31 protein-coding genes are annotated in these 26,376 nt (G+C 36.9%); 7 read left to right on the top strand and 24 right to left on the bottom strand.

The window, feature by feature from the left end:
• Nucleotides 1-232 precede the first annotated feature (232 nt).
• The 7 genes from EL194_RS05975 to sufC all read right to left on the bottom strand — a co-directional run bounded on the left by EL194_RS05975 (nucleotide 233) and on the right by sufC (nucleotide 6,695).
• A complete protein-coding gene (locus EL194_RS05975) occupies nucleotides 233-1,396 on the bottom strand; it encodes an MFS transporter (RefSeq protein ID WP_003773125.1) in 1,164 nt (387 codons plus the stop codon).
• Nucleotides 1,397-1,475: 79 nt separating this feature from the next.
• The gene (locus tag EL194_RS05970; RefSeq protein ID WP_003773123.1) at nucleotides 1,476-2,030 is read right to left on the bottom strand and encodes a 5-formyltetrahydrofolate cyclo-ligase; all 555 of its coding nucleotides are present in this window, start codon (nucleotides 2,028-2,030) and stop codon (nucleotides 1,476-1,478) included.
• Nucleotides 2,023-3,438 (bottom strand): Fe-S cluster assembly protein SufB, encoded by a 1,416-nt coding sequence (sufB, locus tag EL194_RS05965; RefSeq protein WP_034886480.1) that lies wholly within the window; start codon nucleotides 3,436-3,438, stop codon nucleotides 2,023-2,025. The genes EL194_RS05970 and sufB overlap by 8 nt, the downstream gene beginning before the upstream one ends.
• Nucleotides 3,431-3,871 carry a Fe-S cluster assembly sulfur transfer protein SufU gene (gene sufU / locus EL194_RS05960; protein WP_003773118.1) on the bottom strand — a complete coding sequence of 147 codons (441 nt, stop codon included), beginning with the start codon at nucleotides 3,869-3,871 and terminating at the stop codon, nucleotides 3,431-3,433. The genes sufB and sufU overlap by 8 nt, the downstream gene beginning before the upstream one ends.
• 15 nt (nucleotides 3,872-3,886) lie before the next feature.
• Nucleotides 3,887-5,098 (bottom strand): aminotransferase class V-fold PLP-dependent enzyme, encoded by a 1,212-nt coding sequence (locus tag EL194_RS05955; RefSeq protein WP_003773116.1) that lies wholly within the window; start codon nucleotides 5,096-5,098, stop codon nucleotides 3,887-3,889.
• Nucleotides 5,086-5,880 carry a SufB/SufD family protein gene (locus EL194_RS05950; protein WP_003773114.1) on the bottom strand — a complete coding sequence of 265 codons (795 nt, stop codon included), beginning with the start codon at nucleotides 5,878-5,880 and terminating at the stop codon, nucleotides 5,086-5,088. The genes EL194_RS05955 and EL194_RS05950 overlap by 13 nt, the downstream gene beginning before the upstream one ends.
• Nucleotides 5,880-6,695: a Fe-S cluster assembly ATPase SufC gene (gene sufC / locus EL194_RS05945; RefSeq protein ID WP_003773113.1), complete on the bottom strand. Its 816-nt coding sequence runs from the start codon at nucleotides 6,693-6,695 to the stop codon at nucleotides 5,880-5,882. The genes EL194_RS05950 and sufC overlap by 1 nt, the downstream gene beginning before the upstream one ends.
• A 151-nt stretch (nucleotides 6,696-6,846) precedes the next feature.
• Here sufC and EL194_RS05940 point away from each other — a divergent pair, with 151 nt between their 5' ends.
• The 4 genes from EL194_RS05940 (at nucleotide 6,847) to EL194_RS05925 (ending at nucleotide 10,380) form a co-directional block, all read left to right on the top strand.
• Nucleotides 6,847-7,815: a peptidylprolyl isomerase gene (locus tag EL194_RS05940; protein WP_003773110.1), complete on the top strand. Its 969-nt coding sequence runs from the start codon at nucleotides 6,847-6,849 to the stop codon at nucleotides 7,813-7,815.
• The gene (locus tag EL194_RS05935; RefSeq protein WP_003773109.1) at nucleotides 7,815-8,690 is read left to right on the top strand and encodes a peptidylprolyl isomerase; all 876 of its coding nucleotides are present in this window, start codon (nucleotides 7,815-7,817) and stop codon (nucleotides 8,688-8,690) included. The genes EL194_RS05940 and EL194_RS05935 overlap by 1 nt, the downstream gene beginning before the upstream one ends.
• A gap of 42 nt (nucleotides 8,691-8,732) precedes the next feature.
• Entirely contained in the window at nucleotides 8,733-9,137 is a 405-nt protein-coding gene (locus tag EL194_RS05930; protein WP_003773107.1) for an HIT family protein, read from the top strand.
• Between the two features lie 193 nt (nucleotides 9,138-9,330).
• Nucleotides 9,331-10,380 carry an LLM class flavin-dependent oxidoreductase gene (locus tag EL194_RS05925; RefSeq protein WP_003773105.1) on the top strand — a complete coding sequence of 350 codons (1,050 nt, stop codon included), beginning with the start codon at nucleotides 9,331-9,333 and terminating at the stop codon, nucleotides 10,378-10,380.
• A 47-nt stretch (nucleotides 10,381-10,427) separates the two neighbouring features.
• On the opposite strand, the gene pnp is transcribed toward EL194_RS05925, so the two are convergent.
• The 3 genes from pnp to EL194_RS05910 all read right to left on the bottom strand — a co-directional run bounded on the left by pnp (nucleotide 10,428) and on the right by EL194_RS05910 (nucleotide 13,644).
• Complete coding sequence (pnp, locus tag EL194_RS05920) at nucleotides 10,428-12,566, bottom strand: polyribonucleotide nucleotidyltransferase (RefSeq protein ID WP_003773102.1); 2,139 nt, start codon at nucleotides 12,564-12,566, stop codon at nucleotides 10,428-10,430.
• 92 nt (nucleotides 12,567-12,658) lie between these two features.
• Nucleotides 12,659-12,925 (bottom strand): 30S ribosomal protein S15, encoded by a 267-nt coding sequence (gene rpsO / locus EL194_RS05915; RefSeq protein WP_003773100.1) that lies wholly within the window; start codon nucleotides 12,923-12,925, stop codon nucleotides 12,659-12,661.
• A 188-nt stretch (nucleotides 12,926-13,113) separates the two neighbouring features.
• A complete protein-coding gene (locus EL194_RS05910; protein ID WP_003773098.1) occupies nucleotides 13,114-13,644 on the bottom strand; it encodes a hypothetical protein in 531 nt (176 codons plus the stop codon).
• A gap of 69 nt (nucleotides 13,645-13,713) precedes the next feature.
• Between EL194_RS05910 and EL194_RS05905 the strand changes: the two genes are divergently transcribed.
• Entirely contained in the window at nucleotides 13,714-14,565 is an 852-nt protein-coding gene (locus EL194_RS05905; RefSeq protein WP_003773094.1) for an NAD(P)-dependent oxidoreductase, read from the top strand.
• Nucleotides 14,565-14,858, top strand: a complete 294-nt coding sequence (locus EL194_RS05900) for a hypothetical protein (protein ID WP_003773092.1) — start codon at nucleotides 14,565-14,567, stop codon at nucleotides 14,856-14,858. Before EL194_RS05905 ends, EL194_RS05900 begins: the two co-directional genes overlap by 1 nt.
• 49 nt (nucleotides 14,859-14,907) lie before the next feature.
• Here the strand turns inward: EL194_RS05900 and hemW are convergent, their stop codons facing one another.
• The 5 genes from hemW to fmt are packed head-to-tail and all read right to left on the bottom strand — an operon-like array spanning nucleotide 14,908 to nucleotide 19,489.
• The gene (hemW, locus tag EL194_RS05895; RefSeq protein WP_003773090.1) at nucleotides 14,908-16,008 is read right to left on the bottom strand and encodes a radical SAM family heme chaperone HemW; all 1,101 of its coding nucleotides are present in this window, start codon (nucleotides 16,006-16,008) and stop codon (nucleotides 14,908-14,910) included.
• A complete protein-coding gene (locus EL194_RS05890; protein ID WP_232012988.1) occupies nucleotides 15,998-16,258 on the bottom strand; it encodes a MazG nucleotide pyrophosphohydrolase domain-containing protein in 261 nt (86 codons plus the stop codon). The genes hemW and EL194_RS05890 overlap by 11 nt, the downstream gene beginning before the upstream one ends.
• Nucleotides 16,251-18,053, bottom strand: coding sequence for a translation elongation factor 4 (lepA, locus tag EL194_RS05885; protein WP_003773087.1), 1,803 nt, complete (start codon nucleotides 18,051-18,053; stop codon nucleotides 16,251-16,253). Before lepA ends, EL194_RS05890 begins: the two co-directional genes overlap by 8 nt.
• Nucleotides 18,054-18,566, bottom strand: coding sequence for an ECF transporter S component (locus tag EL194_RS05880; protein WP_003773085.1), 513 nt, complete (start codon nucleotides 18,564-18,566; stop codon nucleotides 18,054-18,056).
• Nucleotides 18,563-19,489: a methionyl-tRNA formyltransferase gene (gene fmt / locus EL194_RS05875; RefSeq protein WP_003773083.1), complete on the bottom strand. Its 927-nt coding sequence runs from the start codon at nucleotides 19,487-19,489 to the stop codon at nucleotides 18,563-18,565. Before fmt ends, EL194_RS05880 begins: the two co-directional genes overlap by 4 nt.
• Nucleotides 19,490-19,659: 170 nt before the next feature.
• On the opposite strand from fmt, the gene rpsT reads away from it, so the two are divergent.
• Nucleotides 19,660-19,923, top strand: coding sequence for a 30S ribosomal protein S20 (gene rpsT / locus EL194_RS05870; RefSeq protein WP_003773080.1), 264 nt, complete (start codon nucleotides 19,660-19,662; stop codon nucleotides 19,921-19,923).
• A gap of 23 nt (nucleotides 19,924-19,946) precedes the next feature.
• Here the strand turns inward: rpsT and holA are convergent, their stop codons facing one another.
• From holA to EL194_RS05825, 9 genes are all read right to left on the bottom strand, one after another.
• Nucleotides 19,947-20,882, bottom strand: coding sequence for a DNA polymerase III subunit delta (gene holA / locus EL194_RS05865; protein ID WP_003773078.1), 936 nt, complete (start codon nucleotides 20,880-20,882; stop codon nucleotides 19,947-19,949).
• Nucleotides 20,879-22,459: a ComEC/Rec2 family competence protein gene (locus tag EL194_RS05860; protein WP_232012987.1), complete on the bottom strand. Its 1,581-nt coding sequence runs from the start codon at nucleotides 22,457-22,459 to the stop codon at nucleotides 20,879-20,881. The genes holA and EL194_RS05860 overlap by 4 nt, the downstream gene beginning before the upstream one ends.
• 137 nt (nucleotides 22,460-22,596) lie before the next feature.
• Nucleotides 22,597-23,040: a ComEA family DNA-binding protein gene (locus EL194_RS05855; RefSeq protein WP_003773074.1), complete on the bottom strand. Its 444-nt coding sequence runs from the start codon at nucleotides 23,038-23,040 to the stop codon at nucleotides 22,597-22,599.
• A gap of 65 nt (nucleotides 23,041-23,105) precedes the next feature.
• Nucleotides 23,106-23,576 carry a transcription elongation factor GreA gene (gene greA / locus EL194_RS05850; protein ID WP_003773073.1) on the bottom strand — a complete coding sequence of 157 codons (471 nt, stop codon included), beginning with the start codon at nucleotides 23,574-23,576 and terminating at the stop codon, nucleotides 23,106-23,108.
• A 23-nt stretch (nucleotides 23,577-23,599) separates the two neighbouring features.
• Nucleotides 23,600-24,229 (bottom strand): uridine kinase, encoded by a 630-nt coding sequence (udk, locus tag EL194_RS05845; protein ID WP_003773072.1) that lies wholly within the window; start codon nucleotides 24,227-24,229, stop codon nucleotides 23,600-23,602.
• A gap of 16 nt (nucleotides 24,230-24,245) precedes the next feature.
• Complete coding sequence (gene mltG, locus EL194_RS05840) at nucleotides 24,246-25,328, bottom strand: endolytic transglycosylase MltG (protein WP_003773070.1); 1,083 nt, start codon at nucleotides 25,326-25,328, stop codon at nucleotides 24,246-24,248.
• Nucleotides 25,312-25,653 (bottom strand): DUF1292 domain-containing protein, encoded by a 342-nt coding sequence (locus tag EL194_RS05835; protein WP_003773068.1) that lies wholly within the window; start codon nucleotides 25,651-25,653, stop codon nucleotides 25,312-25,314. Before EL194_RS05835 ends, mltG begins: the two co-directional genes overlap by 17 nt.
• A 1-nt stretch (nucleotide 25,654) precedes the next feature.
• Nucleotides 25,655-26,089 carry a Holliday junction resolvase RuvX gene (gene ruvX / locus EL194_RS05830; RefSeq protein WP_003773066.1) on the bottom strand — a complete coding sequence of 145 codons (435 nt, stop codon included), beginning with the start codon at nucleotides 26,087-26,089 and terminating at the stop codon, nucleotides 25,655-25,657.
• Entirely contained in the window at nucleotides 26,090-26,350 is a 261-nt protein-coding gene (locus tag EL194_RS05825; RefSeq protein ID WP_003773065.1) for an IreB family regulatory phosphoprotein, read from the bottom strand.
• Between the last annotated feature and the right edge of the window lie 26 nt (nucleotides 26,351-26,376).

The raw sequence follows: 26,376 nt of genomic DNA, 5'->3' as shown, positions 1-26,376 counted from the left end.
ATACCTCTTTCAACATATAATATTCTACCATGAAATCATCGTTTAAGGTAATGTAAAACTCAAAGAGCCATAAAAAAAAGGCAATACGCCTTTTTTTCGGAAAAATATTATTTAACAAGGGAAATCTGTAACCATATTTATTTTTAAGGAGAAGAAAATATAGTCATTGTAAACAATTTGTTTACGTATATAGAATACAAAAAAATTGTGGTAAGAATTCGCAGAAACTGTGTTAATTTGTGTGAGCTGGTTTAAAGATTGAAATCATGATAGTTGGAATGATCATGATTACTCCAAAAATAAAGATAACGATTTGTATAGGCATGCGTTCGACAAGTATTCCAGATACAAGCGGTGTAATAATCGCAGAGAATCCAATACTCATTGAGATTGAAAACATTTGTGCAGTCGATCGTAAGTGACTTGGTGATTCTCTAAAAATTAAATCTTTCTGTGCAACAAGTATTAATGGGAACGTAATCGCTTGAAGTGTTGAAAGTACGATAATTTGAAACACCGAAGTTGCCATCCCATACGTTACCATACGTATAATCATAACAATACTGGAGAAAACCATCAGGTTCTTTCCACCATATTTCTTTAGGAGCGTTCCCCCTACTAACATAAGTGGAATTTCACTTAATGCTTCCACAAACCATTTGACACCAACATCTTGCGCATTCCCACCAAGATGAAAGATATAGTCTGTAATCGTAATCGAGTCTACATTCATAACAAAATATGTCAATGTAAACACAACAACCAAATACATGTAACGTTTATTCGTAAGAAGAACTTTCAAATCTTTTAATCTTAAGGCAGTCGCAACATTATCATTTTTTTGTTTTGTGGCATCTTCAAGTTTGAAGGAATAGAAAATGACAACAAAGCTCATAATCCCTGAAAGATAACCCAGTGATGGATAACCATAGCGATGAATAAAAAAACCTGATACAAGAGAGGCTAAGGCCCACCCAAGTGAACCAAAGCTTCGAATAAAACTAAACTGATGATAAATCCCATCAACCTCTAGAACCCATGTTTCAAATAAATTAGAGAGAATTCGGACAGTACCTGCCATCGTCCCTACTAAAAAGAAGTGATAATAAAAATTATGAATATTAACACAGTAGGAAAGCATTCCTGTTGCCGCAAGGATAAAAGTTCCATAAATAAAGAAACGTTTAATCGTCCCATATCGATCACACAAATATCCCGATAGAATTTGTCCTACCATCGCAATAATAGCAAGAAAAGAAAGAATGAGTCCCCGCTGTGATGCCGAATAACCAAGATGCGTTAAAAATGGCACAACCTGTGGAAACAACAATCCATGTGAAGCATACATCAAAAACATGACAGCACTAAAATTAAAAACTTTTGTTTTATTAGACATTTTTATACCTCATATACTCTAAACATCATTATAGCATTTAATTTCCTAAAGTTTACACCAATTAAGTTATAAAAAAACCCTAATCTTGATTAGGGTTAAAAATTGCATTTTCGGTAATAATGACATCACAAGGGATATCATGATCTTCTTGAAAAAGAACATCCGTTTCCTGAAATGAGTACGCAATTCCGATTTTTACGGGGCTCACTTTCGCTAAAAATCGATCGTAATATCCGCCACCATAACCGATTCTATAACCGTTTTGATTAAATACTAGCATCGGTATGATAACAACGTCGATTTCATCCGCTGAAATTTTCTGATTACCTGTAGGTTCCAAAATCCCCATCACTCCAGGTTGTAGTTGATCAAAGCCTGTTATGACGTAAAATTCCATGGTATCACCTTTAATTTTAGGTAAACAAATTGTATAGTGCTTATCCCAAAATAACGTTTCCATAATACCATACGTATCTACTTCATGATTAAATGCGGCATAAAGTGCAATGGTTTGGTGACCCTCTAAACGATCAATAACAGCATTATGAATTGCCTTATCCCAAGGAGCACGCATGAGCACATCGTATTGCTTGCGCTTTTCTAAGACACCTTGAGCAATCTTTTTCTTATCCAACAGAACCTTCCATCTCCATTTTCATCAATTGATTTAATTCTACCGCATATTCCATAGAAAGTTCTCGAGTAAATGGTTCTAAAAATCCCATAATAATGGTTTCAGATGCTTGTTCTTCACTTAAACCACGGCTCATAAGATAGAAGAGTTCCTCTTCTGAAATCTTAGAGACACGCGCTTCGTGTTCAATAATTGATGCATTCGTATCCACCACATTCACGGGCATCGTGTCGCTCATCGAAAGTTGATCAAGAATTAAGGTGTCACATTCTATTTTTGTTTTCGCATTAATTGCATTTTTATCATGATGCACAATCCCACGGTAATTCACCGTACCACCATTGCGTGATACAGATTTTGAGATAATTGTACTCTGAGTATTTGGTGCTTTATGGATCATTTTAGCGCCAGCATCTTGCCACTGATTAGCACCTGCCACTGCGATTGAAATTGTCATGCCCTTCGCATATTCTCCAATTAAAACACATGACGGATATTTCATAGTAATATAGGCACCGATATTACCATCAATCCATTCCATCATTCCATGCGCTTCCACCTGAGCACGTTTAGTAACTAAATTATAAACATTCGATGACCAGTTTTGAATTGTCGTATAACGACACTTAGCATTTTTATGTACAAAAATTTCCACCACTGCAGCATGCATCGCATCTTTTTTGTAAATGGGTGCCGTACATCCTTCAACATAATGCACATCTGCACCTTCATCCACAATAATCATGGTACGTTCAAACTGTCCCATTTGCTCTGCATTAATTCTAAAGTAGGACTGAAGTGGTTTATCGAGTGTTACACCTTTAGGGATGTATATAAACGACCCACCGGACCATACGGAAGTATTGAGTGCTGCAAACTTATTATCATTATAAGGTACAAGTTTTCCAAAATATTGCTTTACAATCTCTGGATAGTCTCGCAATCCTGTATCCATATCAAAAAACAATACCCCTTTGGATTCTACTTCTTGAAGCATACTTGCGTAAACAACTTCAGAATCATATTGTGTTGCAACTCCGGATAAATATTTCGCTTCTGCTTCAGGAATTCCTAATCGATCAAATGTATTACGAATTTCTTGAGGAACATCATCCCAACTGCGTTCCACTTGGTCACTAGCTCTTAAGAAATAGATATACTCATCAAAATCCACCTTGGAAAGATCAGCACCCCACGAAGGCATCTTTTGATCCATAAACGATTGATATGCTTTCAAACGGATTTCAAGCATCCACTCAGGTTCATTTTTAAGTCGTGAAATCTCACGTACAACCGATTCACTCAATCCCTTATCAAACGCTACAACACCTTCAACATCATCATGAAATCCGTATTGGTACTCTTCATTAGGTAATCGATCGCGATCATCCATTTTTTCTTCACTCATCATTATCCCTACTTTCTTCAATAATATCCGTTAAACCACGCCATCCTAAAGTTGCACATGTAATACGATTCGCTTGGCGACCAACATTTTTAAATGCAACAGCTTCTTGAAGCAGTTGTTCATCAAAGTTTTCCAAGTGAATCATACGATTGTATTCTGCAATAATCTGATCTGCCTCCGCGACAGTCTTCCCTTTCACAAGTTCCGTCATAATGGAAGCGGCGGAAGTCGCAATCGTACAGGCTTGACCATCGAAACAAACATCTTCAATGACACCATTTTTAATGAATGCTTGAATGGTTAAATCATCAATGCATGAATCAGTACTTACACGCTTTTTCGGATACGTTTCGTCTGTACGTTTATTCCGAGGATTTTCATAATGGTCCATAATTAATTGACGAAGAAAACGGGGATCTTCAAAATAATTCATTTTATCACTCCAAATCTATAAATAAAGGTCGATACACTTTTCTAAAGTAATCGTTTCTAAAGCTTTAATCAGTTTAGTTACATCCGCATCATTATTATAAAAATAAAATGAGATGCGAACACTTTTTTCCATATTCAATGCTCCATTGATCAGTTTAGCGCAATGTTCACCTGAACGGACACTTACGCCTTCGCGGTTTAGATAAGCTGCAACATCCTGAGCAAAAATCCCTTTAACACTAAATGTGATCAGTCCCATATCGGCGTGTTGATTGTAAACCGTAATGTGATCCATTGCATTTAACGCATCCAAAGCACGCTTATGGAGCGGTAGAATAATCTCATGGATACGATCCATACCAAATTGATTTAAGTAATCAATTGCAGCACCAAAGCCTAAGACACCTTCAATATTTGGGGTTCCTGCCTCAAACTTCGCGGGACCTGACTTAAGTTCGACCATGCCACATGCATCAAAACGAATATTACTGCCACCACCATGAGAAATGGGATACATTTTCTTTTGAATTTCAGGTTTTGCATAAAGTACCCCTACACCGGTAGGTCCTAGCATTTTATGAGCTGAAAAGGCCATAAAGTCAACATCTAAATCCACGACATCAATTGACATATGTCCAATCGATTGAGCGGCGTCAAGACAAAATAATGCGCCATGATCATGGGCATACTTTGCGAAAGATTTAATATCATTAACATATCCCAAAACATTTGAAACATGAGCCATTGATACCACTTTAACGTTTTCATGGAATGCACTTGCTAGCATTTCAAGTGTAATATGACCTGAATCATCTAAAGGTATAAATTCAACACTAAAACCAACTTCCTCAGCCAAAGCATACCAAGGTAAAATATTTGAAGCATGTTCTGCTTGGTTTAAGAGAACGACATCACCTTTTTTTAGGTAATACTTTGCGTATCCACTTGCAACAAGGTTTAAGGATTCACTCGCACCAGATGTGAAAATAATCGAATCGGGTGTTGTTTTAATAAACTGAGCTGTTTTCTTTCGAACTGCTTCATAGAGATCACTGGTTTCAAGTGATGTATTATAATCGCCTCGATGAATGTTGGAACTAAGGCGTTCATAATAATCAACGACCGCATCGATCACAGTTTGAGGTTTTAATGCAGTCGCAGCATTATCAAGATAACTTACATCTGGATGATGTTTAAAAAAAGGGAAATCTTTTTTTATTGAATCCATTGCGTATTCACCTTCTCCGTAATTTCTTCTTTTAGTTGTGCTTTAATCGTCTCATCATCAATTGCATCCACAATTGGCATGAGGTATCCCATTATAATAAGACGTAATGCATCTTCACGTGTCAGTCCACGTGATTGCAGGTAATAGATGTGTTCTTCATTGGGTTGGCCCACGGATGCAGCATGGGATGCAGCAACATCGTTTTCATCAATTAGTAACATCGGGTAGACAACACCATGAACTTCTTCGCCAAGATTCATTATGCGACTCATTTGATGCGTTTCGGAACCGGAATTCCCTTTCGAGATACTACCAATGACTTCTAAATTTAAACTTCCTTTATTAAGGACGATAGCATTACATTCAACCATTGCATAACTTTTTCGAGCTTGATGATCTGCTTTTATGGTCCACTTAAGTTTATTAAAAGCAATCACAGCACCTTTAAATTCACAATGACTTCCAATGCCGAGGTACTCAATATGTGTGTGTTTTTGATGGTTTCCTTTGCTCATTTCACCATAATTCGCAACAAATTGTGCGTGTTCATGCAACTTAATATGCTCATTAACAACCAATGCTTCATCACTTTGATTAATCCACAGATATTTAAAGTTAGCATATTCTAAAACATCGATCGTTAGATCTAACGTTCCCTTACCTTTCGCAATAATATAGAGCGTTCCTTTTGATTGTTTCGGAATGGTAATTGACACGCTTTCTTCACCTTTAATATCAAGTACGATTGAATTCATCGGTTCCATCAAGGTAAATGTCGCCATTATTTATCACCTATTGCTTCACGCACCGCACATGTTCCAAGAACAGTTGGACGCTTGGGATCTTTCTCTTTTTGAATATCGGCTTCAATCCAATCGTATCCTTCACGGTCAATTTTACGTACTAAGGTTTCATCAGAACTTAAAACAATTCGACCATCAATCATAATGTGAGTATGGGTTGGTTGAATCAGTTCAAAGAAACGTTCGTAGTGACTTACAATAATAAGACCCATTTTTTGTTTATCTTGTTCTTCTTTTAATACTCTCGCAACAAGTGCAAGCGCATCAATATCAAGTCCGGAATCAATTTCATCCAACATTGCGAATCGAGGTTCCAACATAATCATCTGTAAGATTTCATTACGTTTCTTTTCACCACCACTAAATCCTTCATTAAGGAATCGGTGAGCAAGATCTTCCTTCATTTTAAGGCGGTCAATGCTCCCTTCCATTGACTTTACAAACTCAAATAAACCAATCGGTGTATCACGACGTGCATTTAATGCGGACTTTAAAAAATCAGAGTTCGTTACGCCGGAGACTTCTTGCGGATATTGCATCCCTAAAAACAAGCCAAGTTTACTGCGTTCATCAACTTCGAGTTCAAGTACATTGATATCATCTACAAAAACAGAGCCTTCTGTAATTTCATATCGGGGATGACCCATGATAGCAGAAAGAAGTGTTGATTTCCCATTCCCATTGGGTCCCATGATTGCGTGGATTTCATTCTCATTAACTACAAGATTGACACCCTTGAGTATTTCTTTTCCTTCAATTGCTACATGTAAATTTTCAATTCTTAATTGTGCCATATTATCACTTTCCTCTACTTATATCTTAATTTATATATTATAGCACAAGATTAATCCGAATAAGGCGACCATCGCTCACGAAACGTATTCGTAACGTGTTGCATTGACCCCTTAAATAACCTATAATTAATGAGACAAAAGGAGGATTGTAATGATTGACAATTTAAAAAAATATTGGTTTGTCGTCGTTATAGGTTTGGTACTGATTGTCGGTATCGGGTATTTTACTAAAGAACAGATGAACGCTGTTTTGAGCGGTAAAAAAGTAGACGGTAAAGATGTAATATATGAGGTTGCTGGGAGTGATTATACTGCAGATGCATACTATGATGAACTCTTAGAATCGAAGGGAACGGCAGAGATTTATAAGTTATTCGAACGTGCTGTTCTTGATTCAATGGAAACAACTGAAGATATCGTTAAGAAATCTAAAGAAGAAGCTGAGACAGTTAAAACTAATGTTTCTGCACAAAATGGTGCAGCAGGGTTAGAACAATTGAATAAAGCACTTGTTTCATTGGGTTATAAAGGTGTTGATGAAATGAACAAGTTTTATGAAAATTCAAATAAACTTGATGTCATTTTAGGAGATTACCTTGAAGCAAATTACGATCAATATGCGAAAGCATTTGTCGAAGAAAAACAACCTCGTGTTGTAAGTCACATCCTTGTCAAGATGGACGATTCAAAAAATCCTACAGCTGAAGAAACAGCTAAGATGGAGAAAATTGATGCAGCTTTAAAAGAGGGTAAAGCTTTTAGTGATGTTGCTATGGAATTTTCCGATGATGGAACTGCCCAAAATGGTGGTTTACTCGGATATATGGATAAAACATCAAGTTTAGTTCCTGAATTTATTGAAGGAGCTACAAGTATCAAGAAGGGTGAAACAACTGGGTGGGTTACTTCACAATACGGTCGTCATCGCATTACAGTTCAACAAGACTCTTTCGAAGAAATCAAATATGATAAAGATTTCTTAAAAGCAATATCAACAAATAATCCTAAAATCCAATATCAAGCAATCTGGGAAAAAGCAGAAGGCTTAGATATTAAATTTGCAGACGAATCCGTTAAAGCAGATTTAATGGCATTTATGGGTCTAGGAGGTAATCAATAATGAAAAAACTTCTAGTTTCACTCCTCGCATTGCTGATGCTTGCGGGATGCAGTGATGCACGCGCAATGATTTCCACAGATGAAGAAATATTCTCTGTTGGTAATGAAAAAGTTACTTCTAAACGTCTTTTTGATGTTATGAAGCTCAGTGATGGTGGAATGACGGTTGTTAAGTCAGCTCAAAACAAAATTACTGAAAATGTTGCGGACGAAGATGTTAAAGCGGAAGCTGACAAACGTCTTGAAGAAATTAAAGAAGTCTTCGGTGATCAACTTGAAGAACGTTTAAAACAAAGTGGCTACGATAGTGTTGATGCATTCATGTCACAAACAGTTTATCCAGAACTCAAAATGACACATCTTCTTAAAGAAAAAATGGTTACAGATTTTGAAGCATTAACTACAGAAAATGCACCGCGTAAAGCACGCATTCTTCAATTAGAGAATCAAGAGAAAGCAGACGAAGCACTTGAAAAAATTAAAGCAGGTGAAAACTTCGATGATATCGCAAAAGATTACAAAGTTACAGGCTCTCCATATGATGGAAGTGCTAAAGTACACTTATTGAAATCGGTTCAATATCCTCAAGAAGTTGCGGATGCACTCAAAAATGCAACTGAACCAACATTATCCGGTGTCCTCAGTGATGCAAGTGATGATAGTAAATATATTGTTCAAATTATTGAAATCGATGCAAGTCGATATCAAGATGAAACCATTGAAGCATTTGTAGGATCAAAGGACATCGTAAATAAATACCTTGCACAACTTTTTGTTGACAATGGTTTTAAAATTTACGACAAAGACGTTTATGACGCCGTTGCCGAGAAATTCCCACAATACTTAAATATTCAAAAGGAAAAAGACGCTAAATAAGCGTCTTTTCTTTATGCTATAATAACGTAAAGGAGGTCTATTATGACACTGTTTGAAAAAATTATTAACCGAGAAATCCCCGCAAAAATAATATGGGAAGATGAGGATGTCATTGCATTCTTAGACATATCACAAGCCACTCAAGGACACACCCTCGTTGTACCCAAGCTTGCAACAGAATCTGTCCTTACAGCCACACCTGAGGTCGTCTCCAAAGTAAATTGTACCGCTCAAATGCTTTCACTAAAACTCATGGAAACTTTTGGTGCTACCGGAGTTAACATCTTAACTAATGCTAATGAAGTAAGTGGCCAAACCGTTCCTCATTATCACGTGCATGTCATTCCACGCTACGATACCGATGAATTAAAATTTGTACCGCTTCAAAAAGACCATGATCTCGATGCAGTTTATAAAACCTATCAAGAAAAAAATCTTACATTTTAAAAATAAACAAAGTATTGATGTACACGCTTCAATACTTTTTTACTTAAACAAGCACCGCTAAGTCATCGTCATTGAAAAAAATAATTTACTTAGTATATAATCAAATTAGATCATATGAGGTAGTTTTTTCGATTCATATTTCAAAATTATATACTTTCTATGACTTCCAATATTTAGAAAAGGAGTAATTATCATGAAAATAGAATTAGGTATCAGTACGTTTGGCGAAACAACACCTCTTGAGAATACTGGCATTGCCCCTTCTCATCCGGAGCGCATTCGCCAACTCGTAAAAGAAATCGAACTTGCAGATCGTGTTGGTCTCGATATTTACGGAATTGGAGAACACCACCGATCCGATTTTGCGGTTTCCGCACCTGAAATTGTTCTTGCTGCTGGAGCGGTGAATACGAAACACATTCGTTTAAGTTCTGCAGTTACGGTCCTTTCATCTATTGACCCAGTACGTGCGTACCAACAATACGCAACGATCGATGCTTTATCAAACGGTCGTGCGGAGATGATGGTAGGACGTGGTTCCTTTACAGAGTCCTTTCCTCTATTTGGCTATGATTTAAAGAACTATGAAGCTTTGTTTACGGAAAAACTACAGATGCTTCGTACTATCGTTGAAAATGAAACAGTTACTTGGGATGGTCATCATACCCAATCCCTTGATAATACAGGTATCTACCCCCGTTCTGTACAAGAAAAGCTCCCAATTTGGGTCGCAACAGGGGGAAATGTGGAATCAACCGTAAACATTGCACGCCAAGGATTACCGATTACCTATGCAATCATAGGTGGAAACCCCTTACGTTTTAAATCACTCATCGAAGCCTACCACGCAATTGGTAAACAAATGGGATACCCTAAAGACCAAATGCAAGTTGCAGCACACTCTTGGGGATTTATAGCGGATACATCACAAGAAGCAAAAGACAAATACTTCTATCCAACCAAACTCTTGATTGAAGAAATTGCGAAAGACCGCTCAAATTGGGTTCAAACTTACCGCCGTCAAGATTTTGATATTGCGACAGGTCCTGGAGGTGCAATGTTTGTAGGAAGTCCTGAAGAAGTTACTCCAAAACTCATCAAGATGATTGAAGATCTCGGTTTAAGCAGATTTATGCTCCATTTACCTATTGGTTCTATGGAACATCAAGACGTTCTTCATGCAATTGAATTGTTTGGAACACAAGTAGCTCCTGCGGTTCGCGAATACTTTAAAGATAAATAACAAAAAAAACATCAATCATAAAGATTGATGTTTTTTAAGTTCATTTATTATTCAGCAGACTTTTCGTCTTCTTTTTTAACTTCTGGTTTTGGTAATAATGCTTTACGAGATACATTTACACGTCCTTTTTCGTCAATTTCCATAACCTTAACTTTAACAATATCGCCCAATTTCACGATATCTTCTGGTTTTTCAACACGGTTATGATCCATCTTAGAAACATGTAAGAGTGCATCCGTACCTTGGAATAGATTTACGAATGCTCCGAATTTTTCAATACGTACAACTTTCGCATCGTAAATTTCTCCAACAGCAGCTACACGAACGATATTTTCAATCATTGCTTTCGCTTTATCAATTGAAGCTTGATCAGTATGATAAATTACAACACGACCATCATCTTCAATGTCAATCTTAACATCATTACAGTCTTCAATGATTTGGTTAATGATTTTTCCACCCGCACCAATAACATCACGGATTTTGTCCGGTTTGATGTTCATTTGAGCGATCTTAGGAGCATATTCACCAACAAAGTTACGAGGTTCTGAAATAACTTCATCCATCGCAGCCATCATTTCCGCACGACCTGTTTTCGCTTGTGCTAATGCTTCACGTAAAATGTCTTCGGATAAGCCTTTAATCTTAATATCCATTTGAAGGGCGGTAATCCCTTTTTTAGTTCCAGCAACCTTAAAGTCCATATCTCCAAAATGATCTTCCATTCCTTGAATATCTGTAAGGATTGTATAATCATCACCATATTGAACAAGACCCATTGCAATACCACTCACTGCGGCTTTAACGGGAACACCCGCTGCCATAAGTGCTAATGAACCTGCACAAATACTTGCTTGTGAAGAAGAACCGTTTGATTCAAGAACTTCCGCTACTAAACGAATTGTATATGGGAATTCCTCTTCAGAAGGAATAACATAGGATAAAGCACGCTCACCTAAAGCACCATGTCCAATTTCACGACGTCCTGGTGCACCCATACGGCCTGTTTCACCAACACTGTATGGTGGGAAATTATAATGATGTAGGAAACGTTTTGAATCCACATCGGATAAGTCATCAATAATTTGAGTATCTGCCATTGCACCTAATGTACAAACAGAGAGTACTTGAGTTTCACCACGTGTAAAGAGTCCACTACCGTGTACACGACTTAACAAATCAATTTGAACGTTTAAAGGACGTACTTCATCAACACCACGACCATCAGGACGAATTTTTTCAATCGAAATGAGTCGACGAACTTCATCCGCAACCATGCCGTGTGTGACTTCTTTAACGTACTTCACTGTTTTATGCTTTTCAGATTCCGTTTCGTATGATTTCGCTTCGAAATGCAATACAGCTTTTTCCTCGAGTTCATCAATCATGCCATAACGTTTTAATTTTTCATGGATTGCGACTGCTTCACGTAAGTCTTTACCTACAAGCGCTTCTACTTCTTCTACGATTTCAGAAGGCACTTCGTATAGGGTAACTTCCATTTTTTCTTTCGCTACTTCTTGTGCAATTTCAATTTGGAATGCACATAGACGTTTGATCCATTCATGACCAAATAACATCGCTTCAAGCATAAGTTCTTCTGAAACTTCTTCTGCACCCGCTTCAACCATATTAATAGCATCTTTAGTACCCGCAACAATCAAATGCATTTTTGATTTTTCTTGTTCTTCAAGTGTTGGATTAATTACAAATGTTTCATCAATATACCCTACTGTAACTCCAGCAATAGGACCTTCAAAAGGAATATCCGATACCATTAATGATAAAGATGCCCCAAACATTGCAGCCATATCAGGTGCGCTGTCTTGATCAACAGATAATACTGTATTTACAACTTGTACTTCATTACGGAATCCTTCCGCAAACAATGGACGAATTGTACGATCAATTAAACGTGATGTTAGTGTTGCATGTTCACTTGGACGTCCTTCACGACGTAAAAATCCACCTGGAATCTTACCAACTGAATATAATTTTTCTTCATATGTAACTGTAAGTGGGAAGAAATCGATATCTTTCGCTTTCTTACTTGCAGTTGCAGCTGATAATACTACAGTATCTTCATAACGCACTAAAACAGATCCACCAGCCTGTTTCGCTAATTCTCCCGTTTCAACTTTTAGATTTTTTCCACAAAAATCCAGTTCAAATACTCTCTTGTTCATAGATTCACCTCAATATCTTATTCAATTTTAACACATTCTATACGTATTTGATATAACAAAAAAGGAGCAACTGCTCCTTTTCATGTTTTTTATTATTTTCTTAATCCTAGGCTTGTGATTAATTCACGGTAACGGTTAATGTCTTCGTTACGTAGGTAAGTTAATAAATTACGACGACGTCCAACTTTTTTAAGAAGTCCACGGTTTGAGTGGAAGTCTTTTTTGTGTTCTTTCATGTGTTCTGTAAGCAAGTTAATTTCTGCTGTAAGAACAGCTACTTGAACTTCTGCTGAACCTGTATCGCCTTCATGACGTGCATATTGAGTCATGATTGCTTGTTTTTCTGATTTTGATAACATGTATGTATCCTCCTGTTTTTCAGACCTTCATCACCGAGAGTATCGTCGAGGAAACGGATATCCCAGTCATAAAGCCTATAAATAATAACATACCGATGCTTAATAGGCAAGTTAATTCCTTCGCCGTTACATTCATAATTTTAAAGCGTCATCTTGTGCTTCTTGATTTTGTATCAGACATCTCACTTCTAAATAAATTGAAGTGTTAAAACAATAAATTCATCTGAATTTGAATCGGTTGTGATATGTGTATAAAGATCACTTAAGGTCACACTATCAGAATAGATAGTGTTTGAAGCATAGGCAAGAAGATACGTCTCTCCAAATTCAAGTGTTTCAAGGCTGTCATTCAATAGAAATAAGTTTGGTGCTAAAGACATGTCGATTTGTTCTTCAACAGTTACAACCTGCTTATTTGCCATCTCAAGCGCTAAAACAATCTTATCTGGCAACAACTCAAACTGAATCACTTTGAGTCGTATATCGCTTCCACTTTTTTCTTGAAGCCGATTTTGATTCAATAATACTTTATTTTCAACAATTGCACCCTGACGAATTAAAACACGATTCAATTGAAAGTCTTGTGTTTGAAGCCGTTTTGAAAGAGCGAGGGTATTGTGTTCTGTAAGCACAAGATCAGCACTTGGATTCGTCACTTGAATCATGATTCCGAAAGCAACCACAACCACAAGACCCAAAAACATCGTTTTATATTTCATATATACCCCTTTTTTTATTATTATAACACAGGCATGGTATAATTATTGTTACTTAAGGAGGGTATTAATATGAAAAAAATAGCGTGGATTGGTACGGGTGTCATGGGAAAACCCATGGCGAATCATTTGGCTGAAGCGGGTTATACAGTTTCAGCGTACAATCGTACATTCTCAAAAGCAAAAGCGATGGAACCATCCGTAACTGCATGTCAAACAATTGAAGAAGTAGTGCAAGATGCGGATGTTGTTTTTGCGATTGTTGGGTATCCAAGTGATGTGAAGGATGTTTTTGAAGAGGTCATGAAGCATGCGAAACCGGGTTGTCTTTTGGTGGATATGACAACATCATCCCCATCGCTTGCGAAATCATTGGCACGTGATGCAAAAGCACACGGATTTAGAATGCTTGATGCGCCCGTTACCGGTGGTGACTTAGGGGCAATAAATGCAACACTTTCGATCATGGTGGGTGGCGATTCGTCTGATTTTGATGCCATTCTTCCTCTTCTAAATGTAATGGGTAAAACGATTAATTATATGGGTACACATGGTAATGGACAACATGCGAAACTTGCGAACCAAACTGCAATAGCGGGAGCACTTGCCGGAACTGCGGAAGCATTACATTATGCTCACCATCATCAGATCGACATGACAACCATGCTTAATGTTATAACTGGAGGTTCTGCATCCTCATGGCAAGCTGCAAATAACGGTCCAAAAATGATCTCAAAAGACTTTAAACCAGGATTTTTTCTGAAGCATTTCCTCAAAGATTTAAAACTTGTAATGGATGAAAAAGAAGATCTATACCTTCCAGTCGTAGAGAGTGTATGTAAGATTTACGAAACCCTTAGCGAAAATGGGTATGACGAGATGGGTACACAAGCCATTATCGATTATTATATTAAACAGTTATAATGAAGTTTAAAGTTAATCGAAATACTTTAGTATCAATCTCAGCCGCAATTTTATCTTTCATTGCTTTTGTTTATGTTTATCTAAAACACGAACAATTCACGCCAATGGGTATCAGTTTACTTGTTGTTCTTTTGGTTTGCGCACTCAATGCATTGTTATTTGGGCTTTACAAACGCCTATCAAAACGTGCAGGCGCACTGGAACTAAAATTTCTGAAACTTATATGGATTGGACTTAGCATGTGTCTTATACTTATTTCTGTTGCGGTTGTATTGGTGTTGGTTTCTCTATAAAAAAACCCTGTATGAATTTCCAAATTGGTGGAATCGTACAGGGTTTTTATTAATCATTTAATATTGACATGAAAGGCAGTAGTGTATCATCCAACATTACAAATCCTTCAAATGTTGTCTTTAAGACATCATCCGATTTATAAAGAAGTTTTCGAGAAATACCTTCTGCAATAGCATCTGAGAAAACATCTTCAAGTGCCACTCCAAAACGTTCTTGAAATCTTGAATAGGCAACGCCATCTTTAAGACGAAGTCCCATCATCATAAACTCAAACATTTCATCTTCAAGTGTTAAGTCAATGACTTCATGATAGGCATCTTCTTTTAAGTACATCCCAAGCTTGGTCGTCCATGTTTTACGTTGATGATTATGTTTCAAACTTGATCCAGGTCCAAGCGCATAAAAATCTTCATAGCGCCAATAGACTTGGTTGTGTTGACTTCTTGATCCCGGTAAAGCGAAGTTTGAAATTTCGTACTGTTCGTAGCCCGCACCTTCCATTAATTGAATGCAAGAAAGAAACATTTCAGTTTCAAGTTCAATAGGTACCGGCTGAATACCACGTCTTCCAAATAACGAATTGGGTTCAACGGTCAATGCATAAATGGATACGTGATCAGGTTTGAGTGCGATAACATCACGCATTGAAGATTCAAAACTCTCCAAGGATTGTCCTGGTAATCCGTACATTAAGTCTAGAGATATGTTTTCAATACCAATCTTTCGTAAAAGCTTCACGCCTACTTCAACATCATAGAATTTATGATGTCTTCCGATTTTTTCGAGTAAGTCATCATGAGTTGTTTGAACACCCAAACTCATCCGGTTTACACCGTAATTATGAAGCATTTGTACATTTTCCTCGGTAAGGTTTTCTGGGTTCCCTTCAAAGGTCCATTCGTACTCATCCGCTAATTTGGGTTTCAAGGCTTTGAGTAATGCCTCTAATTGATCATTTTCTAGAGATGTTGGTGTACCACCACCAACATAGATGGTCTTCAAATCTCCTGGTAAAACATTGATTTGTTGGATCAAGCGAATCATAAATTGATCAGAAATTTGTCGCGCATAATGAAACCGAGTAAAATCACAATACCCACAAATATGATCACAAAACGGGATATGGACATACAGTGCTTTAGTATTCACGCTTCATCACCTCATCAATTTTATCGTTGATAATCGCTTCAATATCATAGTCTCGATCCAAACAAATGGAAATCGTATACATTAAAACATCCGCAAGCTCTTTCTTAAAATTTTCTTCATCGTCGAAACTCTCTTTGAGTTCATGTGCTTCTTCCACGACACACGCAGTCATAAATTCGATGGTGTCTGTTTTATCCCATCCAAAATGTTTGCGCATCGTTTGGATGCGATCATAAACGCGACTATTCATCATCCATTGAGAGAACAGACATAAATGCTTCTTGAGGTATTTCCACAGAACCTACTTGCTTCATGCGTTTTTTACCTTCTTTTTGTTTCTCTAGAAGTTTCTTCTTACGAGAAATATCACCACCATAACATTTCGCAATAACGTTTTTACGAAGTGCTTTAATGGTAGAACGAGCAATCACTTTTTGGTTAATTGCAGCTTGAATTGGAACTTCAAATTGTTGTCTTGGAATTAAGGTTCTAAGCTTTTCAGTAATTGCTTTACCGCGATTAAATGCGAAGTCACGATGCACGATTGTGGAAAGGGCATCGACAATTTCTCCATTAAGAAGTATATCCATCTTCACAAGATTAGATTGTTGGTATCCAATAAAATCATAATCAAAAGACGCATAGCCTCGTGTTGTGGATTTAAGTCGATCAAAGAAATCAAAAACGATTTCCACAAGTGGTAGATGGTAAACAATATTCATACGTGTACCATCAATGGTTTGCATATCAACGTAGATACCACGTTTGTTTTGACAAAGTTCCATAACAGCACCTACATAGTCAGATGGCACCATAATTTGCGCTTCGACAAATGGTTCTTCAACATGATCAATAACATTTGAAATCGGCATTTTTGATGGGTTATCTAATTGAAGCATTTCTCCATTAGTAAGATAGACATGGAATTCTACCGATGGTGCCGTCGCAATTAAATCGAATTGATATTCTCGTTCCAAACGTTCTTGAATTACATCCATGTGAAGCAAACCGAGGAATCCACAACGGAATCCAAAACCAAGTGCTTGTGATGTTTCGGGTTCAAAAACAAGTGAAGAATCATTGAGTTGCATTTTTTCCAATGCTTCTCTTAAATCAGTATAACGTTTACTGTCAATTGGATACAGTCCACAATAAACCATAGGATTTAATTTACGATAACCCGGTAATGCATCGGATGCAGGATTATCAGCCAAGGTAATTGTGTCACCGACCCCAATTTCTTTAATTGATTTGATGCTTGCGCTAATCCAACCAACTTCTCCTGTTACAAGTTTATCTTTTTTAATTTCAGTCGGTGTACGCACACCTAACTCCGTAACCTCAAAGACAGCCCCTGAAGCCATAAACTTAATCTCGTCGCCAACTTTAACTTGCCCTTGTTTTATATTAACAAAAGCAATAACGCCTCGATAAGAGTCATAAATAGAGTCAAAGACCAAAGCTTTAAGCGGTGCTTCGACATCGCCTTGCGGTGCAGGAATTTGCGCAACAATACCTTCAAGCACTTGATCAATATTTAAACCGGTCTTCGCACTGATTAATGGTGCATTGCTCGCATCAATTCCGAGTACATCTTCAATTTCACGTTTAACACGTTCAGGATCGGCAGATGGTAAATCAACTTTATTAATAACTACCATAATTTCAAGGTCATTCTCGATTGCAAGATATGCATTCGCAAGCGTTTGTGCTTGAATTCCCTGTGTTGCATCTACAATTAAAATTGCACCTTCACATGCTGCCAATGATCGCGATACTTCATACGTAAAGTCAACATGACCTGGAGTATCAATTAAATGGAAAATATACTCTTGGCCATCATCAGCTTTGTAGGCAAGTTGTACAGCATTTAACTTAATTGTAATGCCACGTTCACGTTCAAGATCTAATTGATCGAGAAGTTGTGCTTGCATGTCTCGATGAGCTACCGTATGTGTTTGTTCTAAAATACGATCCGCTAATGTTGATTTTCCATGGTCAATATGAGCGATAATTGAAAAATTTCGAATATTTTTTTGATTCATTTAGTTACCTCTTAAATATTTCATTAGTTTTTGTAATCTTGGATAAAAAATTGTCGCCAATATGACTGCGAAAACGCCTTGGAACAAATCGCCTTTTAATGTCACAAAAAATGCCGGCCAGCTCTTTGTTAAGAAAACCGCAACAAACCCATACATCGTCATCATCCACAGTGCAGCAAGTGAAAATGGAATCCAACGCTGACGAGTGTCAAGGTAGCGTTCTAAAAGCTTAATAATTATAACTTCTCCTGCTTTTATAAAAAGTGAGAAAATTGCGTAGACTGCATAGCCTCCTGCAATATCTGCAAGCGCACAACCCACTCCTGCTGCGAAAATAGCGCCACCAAGTGGAAGCATAATGGGAGAAACCATTATGACAAAATCACTCAGGTTAAGATACCCTCCAGTTGCGGAAGGAATTTTAATGATTAATGTTACGGTCGCAATAAGCCCAGTAACAATACCAATCATGACTAAAGTTTGGGTACGTTTTATTTCATAGTTTTCTCTCATTCAAATCGTTTCCCCTTCCAATTTCGACCAAGCCCATTTGCGAAATCATGCGCAGACGTAACTGGTTTTCCTGCAGGTTGTATTTGAGTAATTGTAACGGTTCCTCCGATACAAGCAATTGTAAGTCCATTCTCATCGACGGAAACAACTTCCCCTGGGTCAGAAGAATGCTCTGAATTGGACATCATGACGCCATGAAACTTAACATTCATCCCTTCCACAACACCATAACCTACGGGCCATGGAATCAGACCACGAATATGATTGTAAACATCCACGACGGGTCTCTTAAATGTAACGAACTCATCATCACGTTGGATTGTATAAGCAAGTGTAACGAGATCTTTATCTTGTGGAATAAATGACAACTTACCTTCTAAATAGGATTTTAAATCCTCATGAATAAGGACTTTGGAAGCTTCCATTAACTTAGCCTCTACATCACCCATCATATCTTGATCTTCAATTGACACACTGCGAGATGAAAGCATATCTCCACTGTCCATACCAACATCCATTCGCATCAACGTTACACCGGTCTCTTTTTCACCACGAATAATTGACCAATGAATCGGTGCACCGCCTCTAAATTTTGGAAGCAATGAAGCATGAACATTCAAGCAAAGAAATTTTGGATAGTCGAGTATTGCTTTAGGTACAATTTGACCATAAGCACACGTAACCACTAAATCAGGTTCAAACGCTAAAACATCTTCAATTGATTCTTTAATTTTAATTGGTTGAATAACCGTAATTTGATGTTCGATTGCTAATTCCTTAACCGGTGGTGCTTTTAGTACCTTTTTACGACCAAAAGGTCGATCCGGTTGCGTTACCACTGCAACGACATCATAACCATCATCTAATAATTGTTGTAACACAACACATGAAAAATGTGTTGTTCCCATAAACATAACACGCATATTATCACATCCTAGCACATATTATAACACGTGCTTGAAACAAGTGCATCGTTCATTCTAAATTTACAAAAAACATTATTCGTTCCAATGTGAAATTTATATCACTGAACTTACACATAGCAGAAACTTCAAACGTGTTACAATAAGTCTATACTGGGAGGTGGCAATTTATGGCAATTATCGCAAGTAATGCAAAACGTACTAAAACGAATCGCAAATCGGAAGCTGCAAACAAGAGCCAACGTTCAAGTTTGAAAACATCACTACGCAGCTTTAATTCCGCAATCGAATCGGGCGACAAAGAAAAGGCAGAAATCCTATTCAATCAATCCAATTCATTGTTGGATAAATCGATTACAAGTAATATTCATCACAAAAACTACGTTGCACGTAAAAAATCAGATTTATCATTAAAACTTAATTCATTAAAATAACCTTCATACGAAGGTTATTTTTTTTATATCATCGCTTCCAACATAAATAATTCAAAAGCCACAAAGCGATCAATTTTCCCTTGTTTAACATCTTGATCAATTTGCGCAAGCTGATTTAATAAACTCAACAATCCAAAGGAAGGTCTCATTTGATGTTTAACCAAATAATAAACCTGCTTTTCTGAAAGTGACAAACGATCCGCAATTCCTTTATTTGAAACCCCTTGTTCATACAGGGCACTAATTTGGTAGATTTTACGAATGCTGCTTCCAATCAAACCTAAGAGTGCAAGAGGATCTACTTTTTGCGCAAGCAAATTTTGATAAACTGAAAAAGCCTTGCTAATATTTTTCTCTAAGAGTGCATTTGAAATCGCAAAAATATCTTCATCGATATTTTTAGATACAAGTTTACGAACATGTTCTTGTTCTATTGCTTCACCCACTAAACTCAATTTATTTAACTCTTGATATAGGCGTGCTACATCATTACCAACACGATCTAAGAGTTCGACCATTGCGGGGTTGGACATTTTGAAATCAAGGCGATCAATTTCTTGCTTCATCAAGAGACTGAGTTGACCAACATCCATATCTTTAATTTGATGAACACGTGCATGCTTCGCAATCGCTTTCCCGATAACGGATTTGACCAGTGGTTTCTTTTCGAAGATTACAATAAGACTTACATCAAACATTGATTGTGACATCAACTCACCTAATGCTGCTTCGACTTCTTTAATTAATTCGTCATGTGTGTTTAAAACAACCGCCTTTTTATCACCAAAAAGCGATACAGTCATAGCACTTTCAAGAACGTGATCGAAAACGAATCCTTTATCACGCGTGTCAAAATGCGACACATCAAAAACACCATACTGATTTTCATATTCTTTTATGATACTCTCGACCTTACTCTTAACAAGAGAAGGTTCTTTTCCTACGATTACGTCTATCATCTTATCACCATACCTATTATACCAAAGTGACCGCGATTTGACACAAAGTAATCAAAGAATGGTGTGAACACAAAATCTATGGTTCCAAGTTTTGAAGTCTCTAATACTTCAACCTCATATTTCTCTAAGGTATCGATTACTTCTCTATGAGGATGACCATATTTAGATGGATCTGAACTTACAAGCCCAAACTTTGGTTTTAAGTCATGAATAAACCTGGGGTCTGTCGAAGTCTTTGAACCATGATGACCCAATTTGATGAGAAATATTGGGTCTTCAAATTGATATAATCGCGTCAAATCTCTTTCTTGAGCTTTTGATGCATCACCCATAAACAAAAAAACATAATGCTTAATCTTCAAACCCAATATGATACTGTTATCGTTTTTTGAGGCATAGGCCTTATCTTCTAAAAACTCATAGACTACCTTGAGAGGAGTTCCCTTTTTGTCGATGACCGTACCGACCTTATAGTCTTCAAGAATTCTATTCCTTAATCCATCATGATCTTGATCTGCATGAGTAATAATTAACTGATCAATGTTTCGGATACCATAATTAGATAAGACGCGTCGCACCTCAAAATACGCTGAAGGTCTTCCCGTGTCGATCAATGTTGTATGGAACGAAAACGGTGTTCGTATCAAAATACTATCCCCTTGACCTACATTAATAAACGTTACGGTATAACAGGGATTATAGACCGTTATAAACGCAATCAAAACGAGTCTAACAACGGATTTAACGTGAGAATTAGCCCGAAACAAAAACAATAAACATACCAATGGAGGCAGACCATATACTGTAAATCGGTCTTGTAATATAGCATTCACATTCATCCAAATTAAAAAAAACCAATCATATAGACCTAACGGTGAACCAATTAGAATCAGTACATACATTGTAAACAATACAAACCCTAAAATCGGTTTTACAATTTTGGTCAAGACCATACTTATGACATCCAAACGTTTACAGGAATAAAAAACCAAAACAGACCGAAGAAACCACTCTGGTATGTTTTGAAATATGCGGGACAGATTTCTCAGTAACAGAGGTCCATAGACAATGACAAATGATGGGTTCTTAAGTGGTTGTGGAAATAATAAAATCAAAAGGATCATCGTGATTCTCTGAGAACATACTTGCCGCAACAAAATACTAAGATTTGAAGCATTTACACCAAACAGATATTGATACCAAAGTGTCACACAAACTCGTATCGTCTTCGTCTTCATTGGAATACCAAACCGTTTCTTTATGATTACGACAAATTCAGAAAGCGATCGAATCTGAAAAGAAATTAAAGATAAATAAGATTCATTTCGACTAAAGAAATAGGATTGGATGCTTGGATTTATACTCATAGCATGATAGATTGTACCCATCAGTGGAAGTGTTCCAAATTTAGTGAAATGACCTGATTGTAACTGTTCATCGGACACCCAGAGGACATCACCAATACTGCCCTTATATTTTACAGGAATTCGATATTTTCGATTAAGAGCATTAAGACACAAAATACCCTCGTCCATCGAAACAACAACACCAATTGGTATGATACATTGATGAATCATAATCATAATGAGAAATAAGAATGGAAACAGATATCGAAAACAATGCTTACGGTAAAATAGAAAACCAGTCCAGGCAAAACACACCAACACTTTTAAGTAGAAAGCCTCTACTAAAGTACCCAAAAGCATTCCGTAAACTAGATACATACAAAATCTTTAATCCGATCTAAAAGTTTTGGACCAATGCCTTTAATATTTAAGAGTTCTTCAACGCTTATAAACTTTTCATGTTCAATGCGATATTTTAGAATCGCATCCGCTTTGCGAGGACCAATCCCTTTGATTTGAGTGAGGTCTTGGGCCGATGAGGTATTAAGTGAGATACACTGTTTTCTTGATTCAAGGTGAATCACTTGTCCTTCATAAAAGGAATTTATATCAGGTATTTCTTTTAAACTTGAAACTTGAATTCCAACACGTGTAAGAATTTTCTGAATCGTATCGTCATGTTCAACAGACACGTGATATGATTTCGAATCGACTTCCACGGTAATTTCTGTCTTTTTTTTATATTCTAATCTTCCAATAAATCCTAAGGAAACAAAACCTACAAGGAAGAAACACAGCACAATTAACTTCATCAACCACCCCTTAGTTAATTATGCAATCAAAGTTTAGAACCATAAAAAAAAGAAGCTTTCGCTTCTTAGTTAATTTTTAGAACTTTAACTTCATAAGGTTCATCGACTTGAACTTCAACAACGTCGCCTTCTTTAGCTTCGTTCATAGCTTGAGCAAGTGGTGAAACGTTTGAAAGTTTACCATTTTCTGGATCTGCCTCAACAGAACCAACGATTGAAAATGTTTCTTCAATTTCCATTTCCATATCATAAATTGTAACCGTTGCACCAAGACCAACTGTCTTATGTTTTTTTGCTTTGTCTCCATCAATAATTTCAACTTTAGTTAAAGTCGCTTCAATTTCACGGATACGAGCTTCGACACGTGCTTGACGATCACGAGCTGCATCGTAATCAGCATTTTCAGACAAGTCACCTTGTGCGCGTGCTGCTTTTAAATCTTCAATAACTTCTGGACGTTCTACTTCGATTAATTGACGAAGTTCACGATTTAATTCATCTAAACCAGCCTGTGTTACAGGAATTCTTTCTGTCATGTTCATCACTCCTTGAATAAAAATTATAACACACTCGTACCAATGATACTACTTATTTTAGTTGTAAGTAAATCAATAGCAACTGTGTTATGAGCCCCTTCGGGGATAATAATATCAGCATAACGTTTTGAGGGTTCTACGAACTGTTCATGCATAATACGAACTGTAGACATATATTGCTCAATAACGTGTTCCAACGTACGTCCGCGTTTATTGACATCACGTACAAGACGTCGAATAAAACGAATATCTGCCGGTGCATCCACAAAAACTTTAATATCGAGAAGATCACGTAAACGAGCGTCGTCTAACGTCATCAAACCTTCCAACACAATAACATCATTGCATTGAATTTCTTCCGAATATTGACTTCGGGTATGATTCATAAAATCATATACAGGCTTTTGAATTGATACACCTGATTTTAAAGACTCCATATCGGAAACGAGTAAATCCATATCAAATGCAAATGGATGATCGTAATTGGTAGCCAATCGTTCTTCCATTGGTAAGTGGCTTTGATCTTTATAATAGTCATCCATTTTAATAATGACGACTTTCTGTGTTTCATCAAAATGTTTTTTTAACTTTTTCGCAATACTTGATTTACCGGATGCACTTCCACCAGCAATCCCAATAACAATTGGACTCATTATAGCCTCCTAATACTTAATTGAGTATCTCTTTGACACGTTGGTCATGTTCTTCAAATGTTTTTGAATAATATATTTTTCCATAATCTGGATCGTTTTTATCTGCCTTAACATTCGCAACAAAGAATAAATAGTCATGATGTGAATAGTTAATCACCGCTTCAATCGCAGACTGTGAAGGATTAAGAATCGGTCCTGGAGTAATGCCTTCATAACGATAGGTATTATAAGGGGAATCAATTTGATTATTGGTCATTGACTCACAATCATCCCAATCTTGAAATTCATAAAGTGCGTAACAGATCGTTACACTGGATTCAAGTTTCATCCCTTGTTTTAATCGATTCATAAATACACCTGCAACATCTTGCATGTTTTCATATCCCGGTGCTTCATACTCAACAATCGACGCCAAGCTGAAAAGTTGATATGGCGTCATCCCTAAAGAATCAATTTGATCTTTATAGTTTTGATACTTGTCGTTACCGTTAGCAATAAGTCGTTCTGTAATTTCTTCCTCAGAATTATTAGCATTAAACTCATATGTATCTGGATAGAGATATCCTTCTAACAATACTTTTGCATCTTTATTTTTGAGTAAATCTTTTGATAGAACCTCATATTGAGACATTAATGATTCAATATATTTGGGATCATTCCATAGTTCTAAAAAACGCTCAGCTGTAGTATTCGTTTCAGAAGCAATTTTCTTTGCGATATCCTTAGCCCAACTGCCCTCAATAAGTGTAATGGTTACTGAACCCGTCTTATCATGCTCATAAGAAGGTTTTTCGAGATACTCCAAGATTCGATCGACATCCCAACTTTTATCAAGATTAAATTGACCTTCATAGAGTTGATCGTGATGTCCTAATTTTGCTTTGATTTTAGTGAAAAAAGCAGAACGAACAATACCATCATCCGCTAAACGATCGATAACCGTCGACATCGTGTCACCTTCATTCACATTAAAAAGAACAGTTTGACTGTCCTTTTTAATGCTTTGTGTGTTGATATTGAATAGAAGCATAAATCCTATAACAACAATCACACACACAAGCAAGAGGCCACCAAGAATTTTCTTAGTGTGAGTGGTCATGCCCACATCCACAACTGCACTCATGATCTTCAGACGATTCGTGATCTTTACCACAAGCACATGCGCCTTCTTCATTTGATTCATCGTGTTGGATTACAAAAGCATTAAATACTTCTTCAATCATTGCCCATTCTTTAGGATCTGTAACAGCGTTCAAAGTTCCGTCTTCAACATAACTTGAAACAAATACTTCACCTGTTGTATCTTCCGGACTTACATATAAGACATATTTTTTATTAAATGTATCGTCATCAAATGTAAATAAGATATCCATTTCTTGTTCAGTTCCGTCATCATTGATGACAATAAGTGATTTTTCTTCCATTTTAATTTCCCTCCATAAAACGGCGTTTATCCAAGTACGTTTGTAGTATGTGAACAGCCGCAAGTTGATCGACAACTTTCTTTCTTTTTTTTCGTGATACATCTTGATCAATGAGTTGGCGATTTGCAACCACACTTGTAAGTCGTTCATCGATGAGAACGACTTCACAATTAAACCAAGACTCCAATGTCTTTTTAAACTCTTCAGAAATTTGTGCACGTTCCCCAACATCATTATTCATCATCTTAGGAAAACCCAGTGCAATAACTTTAACGCGCTCTTTTTTTATTAAAGAATCCAACGGTTCCTTTAATTCGTCTATTGAGACTTTATAATACAATGTTTCAACTGGATGAGCATACATTCCAAGCCCATCCGATAGTGCTACACCGCATGTTTTCGACCCTAAATCGAGACCAATTATCTTACCAATCATTTACTTTTCACTAAGATAAAAACGCACTAACTCTTCAATAATTTCGTAACGTTCAACTTCCTGAATCTTCACACGCGCGTTATTGTGTGAAGAAATATATGCTGGGTCATTTGAAATCAAATACCCAGAAATCTGACTCACTGATTGATAGCCGCGATCCTCAAGTGCTGATTCTACTTCAGCAAGGATTTCTTTAATTCGATCACGACGAACTTCATCTGAATTGAAAGCCATTGTTTCTGTCACATTATGTTTCGACATTTATATCACATCCTTTATTCTTATTT

It is taken from the genome of Erysipelothrix rhusiopathiae, assembly GCF_900637845.1.
Taxonomy (GTDB): domain Bacteria; phylum Bacillota_I; class Bacilli_A; order Erysipelotrichales; family Erysipelotrichaceae; genus Erysipelothrix; species Erysipelothrix rhusiopathiae.
This window is presented reverse-complemented; position numbering and strand designations above follow the sequence as displayed.